Origin of the sequence: Polaromonas sp. (assembly GCF_030680935.1) — a bacterium.
In the GTDB taxonomy this organism is placed as follows: Bacteria; Pseudomonadota; Gammaproteobacteria; order Burkholderiales; family Burkholderiaceae_C; genus Polaromonas.
In genome coordinates this window covers 1-5,109 of the sequence record NZ_JAUXUP010000023.1, presented here as the reverse complement: position 1 = coordinate 5,109, position 5,109 = coordinate 1, and the positions used below count along the sequence as shown (strand labels likewise).

Genomic DNA, 5,109 nt, shown 5'->3' with positions numbered 1-5,109 from the left:
CGTGGATACGGCCGGCGTGGACCGGGCGATCGCGGCGATGCGCGGCTTCTTCAGCAACTGAGGGGCATTCCATGGCGACCGGACAACTGCTGCTATTCATCGTTGCCGGCGTGTTGCTGAACCTGACGCCCGGCCCGGATGTGCTCTACATCGTGACCCATGCCCTGCGCCGCGGCGCGCGCGCCGGCGTTGTGGCGGCGCTGGGTATCACTGCGGGTTGTTTTGTGCACATCATTGCGGCGGCGCTTGGGGTCAGCGCCTTGCTGGCCGCCTCGGCGACCGCTTTCAGCGTGCTCAAGTGGGCCGGCGCTGCCTACCTGGTGTATGTCGGCATCCGCCTGCTGACCAGCCAGGGTGCCGAATTTGCTATCAATTCAGAGGCTAATGGCGCCCGTGCGGTAAGGGCTGGAGGCATAAAAGACATATTTTTCCAGGGCTTCTGGACGAACGTACTGAACCCCAAGGTGGCGCTGTTTTTCCTCGCCTTTGTGCCGCAGTTCATTGCGCCCGGCGTGGACAACAAGCCGCTGGCGTTTTTGCTGCTGGGCCTGCTGTTCAACTTCAACGCGCTGTGGGTCAACATCGGCTGGGCGCTGGCCGCCAGCTGGCTGGCGCGGCGCGCGGGGGCCTTGCAGCGCGGGCTGTTCTGGTTCGACCGGGTGGCCGGCGCCATGTTCATTGGATTTGGCATCAAGCTGGCCCTGACCGACAATCCTTCTGATCACTGAGAGCACCCCATGCCCCTGACCAACAAAATCACGCCCCAGGAAGCGCTGCAGCGCACCATCGAGCACCGCGAGATTTTTCACGACGAGATGCTCAAGATCGTGCGTCTGATCATGAGTGGCGATCTCTCACCCGTGATGATGGCGGCGCTGATCACCGGCCTGCGCGTCAAGAAGGAAACCATTGGTGAGATCACCGCCGCCGCGCAGGTGATGCGTGAGTTTTCGACCAAGGTGTATGTGGCCGACAAGACGCATCTGGTCGATATTGTGGGCACCGGCGGTGACGGCTCGCACACCTTCAATATCTCGACTTGCTCAATGTTTGTCGCGGCTGCGGCTGGCGCCAAGGTCAGCAAACACGGCGGGCGCAGTGTCAGCAGCAAGTCCGGCAGCGCTGATGTGCTCGAAGCGCTGGGCATCAACATCAACCTGCCGCCGGATGCAATTGCCAGGTGCATCGAAGAGGTGGGCGTGGGCTTCATGTTTGCGCCGAATCACCACCCGGCGATGAAAAACGTCGCACCGGTCCGCAAGGAGCTGGGCGTGCGTACCATCTTCAACATCCTGGGCCCGCTGACGAATCCGGCGGATGCGCCCAACATCCTGATGGGTGTGTTCCACCCGGACCTGGTCGGCATCCAGGTGCGTGCGCTGCAGCGACTGGGCGCCGAACATGCGCTGGTGGTGTACGGCAAGGACGGCATGGACGAAGTGTCGCTGGGCGCTGCCACCGTCGTGGGCGAACTGAAAAACGGTGAAATCACCGAATACGAGATCCACCCTGAGGACTTTGGCCTGGCCATGGCCAGTAACCGCAGCTTGCGCGTGGAAACGCCAGAACAGTCCATGGCCATGCTCAAGGGTGTGCTCAACAAGGAGCCGGGTGCGGCCCGCGACATTGTGATCCTCAACGCTGGCGCCGCGTTGTACGCGGCCAATGTGGCTGACAGCCTGAAAGCCGGCATAGTCCTGGCCCGCCAGGCGATCGACTCCGGCGCCGCGAAAGGCAAGCTCGAACAGCTTGTTTCCACCACCACATCACTGGCAGCTTGACACCATGTCCGACATCCTGAACAAAATTGTTGCTGTCAAGCGCGAAGAAGTCGCCGCAGCCATCAAGCGCAAACCGCTGGATGCGGTGCGTCTTGACGCTGAAACACGCGGTCTGACGCGTGATTTTGTCGGCGCTCTACGCGCCAAAATCGCAGCCGGCAAACCCGCCGTGATCGCCGAGATCAAAAAAGCCAGCCCGTCTAAAGGGGTGCTGCGCGCCGACTTTACTCCGGCTGATATTGCACAAAGTTACGCAGAATATGGCGCAGCCTGTTTGTCAGTGCTGACTGACAAAGAATTTTTCCAGGGCAGCGTGGATTATCTCAAGCAGGCCAGGGCGTCCTGTGACCTGCCCGTGCTACGCAAGGATTTCATCATCGACCCCTACCAGGTCTACGAGTCGCGGGTCATGGGCGCCGACTGTATTTTGTTGATCGCCGCCTGCCTGGACGACTCCCAAATGAAAGCGCTGGAGGCCTTGGCCCACTCTCTGGACATGGCGGTCCTGGTGGAGGTGCATGACCGCGCCGAACTGGACCGCGCGTTCAAGCTCAAAACGCCGCTGCTGGGCATCAACAACCGCAATTTGCAGACTTTTGAGGTGTCGCTGGACACCACGCTGGACTTGCTGGCCGCGGTGCCGCCAGACCGCCTGCTGGTCACCGAGTCGGGTATTTCGACGCCCGCCGACGCGGCGCGCCTGCGCGCCGCCAAAGTCCAGGCCTTCCTGGTTGGCGAGGCCTTCATGCGGGCCGAAGACCCCGGTGTGGCGCTGGCGGAGCTGTTTCCCGATGCTATTAATTAAGTAGCTGCTTACGGCCGTGTCCAAAGGACTGCAGGCCAATTTGGCCTTTGAAAACCGGCCCGACCTGGGAGGTGAAGGTCCGGCGCCTGCCCGGCGCCTGAGCGCCTGGAATCCGGCCGCCTGGGATCTGGCAGACGATTGGCTGCCCACGGTCCAGCCCTTTCTGGACAGTCCGGCCGGCCGGCAACTGGGCGCTTATATCCAGCAGCGGCTGTCTTTGGGGGCTGTTGTTTACCCGCCAGCGCCTTTTCGGGCCCTGACGCTGACGCCCCTGGCCGATGTTCGTGTCGTCATCCTTGGTCAGGACCCCTACCATGGCCCCGGCCAGGCCCATGGCCTGGCTTTTTCGGTGCCCGACGACATCAAACCACCGCCAAGCTTGCGCAACATTTTCAAGGAGCTGGCGCGTGACCCGCGCATCGAGCCAGAAAACCACCCAGACGGATCGCTGGAGCGCTGGGCCAGGCAAGGTGTTTTACTGCTGAACACCTGCCTGACGGTAGAGGAAGGCCAGGCCGCCAGCCATGCTAAACAGGGCTGGGAAGTACTCACAGACCAGCTGATCAGCGCGGTATCGGCCAGGCCGGAACCTGTGGTTTTCATGCTTTGGGGTGCCCATGCCCAGGCCAAACAGGTGCTGATAGCTCCCCGCCACGAGGTGCTGGTGGCCAACCACCCGTCGCCGCTGTCGGCTTTGCGCCCGCCCCGGCCCTTCATCAATTGTGGGCATTTCAGTGCCGCCAATGATTTTCTGAAAAGCCATGGCCGCCGCCCCGTGAAGTGGTAAACACTTGTGGTTTCGCGTTGCCAGCCGTCAAATTTCCATGGCATAATCTGAGGTTCGCCAAAGGAGAGGTGGCCGAGTGGTTAATGGCAGCAGACTGTAAATCTGCCCTCTAACGAGTACGCTGGTTCGAATCCAGCCCTCTCCACCAGCGATGAATTGATTTTGCAGGCGCAGCTGGGCAGGCAGTCTGGACAGTTGGATGCCGTTTTCGGGGGTGCTGATGCATCAAGGCGGCGGCGGCCGATGCGGGAGTAGTTCAATGGTAGAACCCTAGCCTTCCAAGCTAATGACGCGGGTTCGATTCCCGTCTCCCGCTCCAGGTCAGCTGTGCCGGTTGTGTTGGTAGTTAGTACAGATTTTGAATTCGGCCCATTTGGCTCAGTGGCAGAGCACTCCCTTGGTAAGGGAGAGGTCCCGGGTCCGATTCCCGGAATGGGCACCATTTTCAGGTGCTGGTCATGGCGGTTGCCGTGCTGGCGGGTCAGTGGTTATGGTGGTTGAAAAAATTTCTTAATTGAATCCTTAAGGTATCTGGAGTCGTAAAAATGGCAAAAGGCAAATTTGAGCGGACCAAACCGCACGTCAACGTAGGCACCATCGGGCACGTTGACCATGGCAAAACCACATTGACGGCAGCGATCACGACCGTGCTCGCTGCCAAATTCGGCGGCGAAGCCAAAGGCTACGACCAGATTGACGCGGCTCCGGAAGAAAAAGCCCGCGGCATCACCATCAACACCGCCCACGTTGAATACGAGACGGCGAATCGCCACTACGCCCACGTTGACTGCCCAGGCCACGCCGACTATGTGAAAAACATGATCACCGGCGCAGCCCAGATGGACGGCGCCATTTTGGTGTGCTCCGCCGCTGACGGCCCCATGCCCCAGACCCGCGAGCACATCCTGCTGGCCCGCCAGGTCGGTGTGCCTTACATCATCGTGTTCCTGAACAAATGCGACATGGTTGACGACGCCGAGCTGCTCGAACTCGTTGAGATGGAAGTGCGCGAGCTGCTCGACAAATACGACTTCCCCGGCGATGCCACCCCCATCATCCACGGCAGCGCCAAGCTCGCCATGGAAGGCGACAAAGGCCCCTTGGGTGAAGAAGCCATCATGAAACTGGCCGACGCCCTGGACACCTACATCCCCATGCCCCAGCGCGCTGTGGACGGTGCCTTCCTGATGCCTGTGGAAGACGTGTTCTCCATCTCCGGCCGCGGCACCGTCGTGACCGGCCGTATCGAGCGCGGCGTGATCAAGGTCGGCGAAGAAATCGAGATCGTCGGTATTGCCGACACCCAGAAGACCATCTGCACCGGCGTGGAGATGTTCCGCAAACTGCTCGATCAGGGCCAGGCCGGCGACAACGTCGGTATCTTGCTGCGCGGCACCAAGCGTGAAGACGTCCAGCGCGGTCAAGTCCTGTGCAAGCCAGGTTCGATCAAGCCGCACACCCATTTCACCGGCGAGATCTACGTGCTGTCCAAAGACGAAGGTGGCCGCCACACACCTTTCTTCAACAACTACCGTCCCCAGTTCTACTTCCGCACGACGGACGTGACCGGTGCGATCGAGTTGCCAGAAGGCAAGGAAATGGTCATGCCAGGCGATAACGTGTCGATCACCGTCAAGCTGATCAACCCGATCGCGATGGAAGAGGGTCTGCGTTTCGCCATCCGCGAGGGCGGCAAAACCGTCGGCGCCGGTGTCGTGGCCAAGATCATTGCGTAA

The 5,109-nt window shown here is 60.8% G+C and carries 5 protein-coding genes and 3 tRNA genes; all 8 read left to right on the top strand.

Annotated elements, in window-relative coordinates; genetic code table 11:
* Positions 1-71 precede the first annotated feature (71 nt).
* The 8 genes from Q8L50_RS06330 to tuf all read left to right on the top strand — a co-directional run bounded on the left by Q8L50_RS06330 (position 72) and on the right by tuf (position 5,109).
* Positions 72-728, top strand: coding sequence for a LysE family translocator (locus Q8L50_RS06330; RefSeq protein ID WP_305347812.1), 657 nt, complete (start codon positions 72-74; stop codon positions 726-728).
* Between the two features lie 9 nt (positions 729-737).
* Positions 738-1,781 (top strand): anthranilate phosphoribosyltransferase, encoded by a 1,044-nt coding sequence (trpD, locus tag Q8L50_RS06325; protein ID WP_305347811.1) that lies wholly within the window; start codon positions 738-740, stop codon positions 1,779-1,781.
* A gap of 4 nt (positions 1,782-1,785) precedes the next feature.
* The gene (gene trpC / locus Q8L50_RS06320; protein WP_305347810.1) at positions 1,786-2,586 is read left to right on the top strand and encodes an indole-3-glycerol phosphate synthase TrpC; all 801 of its coding nucleotides are present in this window, start codon (positions 1,786-1,788) and stop codon (positions 2,584-2,586) included.
* 28 nt (positions 2,587-2,614) lie between these two features.
* Positions 2,615-3,373: a uracil-DNA glycosylase gene (locus Q8L50_RS06315; protein ID WP_370869757.1), complete on the top strand. Its 759-nt coding sequence runs from the start codon at positions 2,615-2,617 to the stop codon at positions 3,371-3,373.
* 62 nt (positions 3,374-3,435) lie between these two features.
* Positions 3,436-3,521: transfer RNA gene (locus tag Q8L50_RS06310), tRNA-Tyr, on the top strand.
* A 97-nt stretch (positions 3,522-3,618) separates the two neighbouring features.
* Positions 3,619-3,692 (top strand) — tRNA-Gly (locus Q8L50_RS06305).
* Between the two features lie 48 nt (positions 3,693-3,740).
* Positions 3,741-3,815, top strand: a tRNA-Thr gene (locus tag Q8L50_RS06300).
* 103 nt (positions 3,816-3,918) lie between these two features.
* The gene (gene tuf / locus Q8L50_RS06295; protein WP_305347809.1) at positions 3,919-5,109 is read left to right on the top strand and encodes an elongation factor Tu; all 1,191 of its coding nucleotides are present in this window, start codon (positions 3,919-3,921) and stop codon (positions 5,107-5,109) included.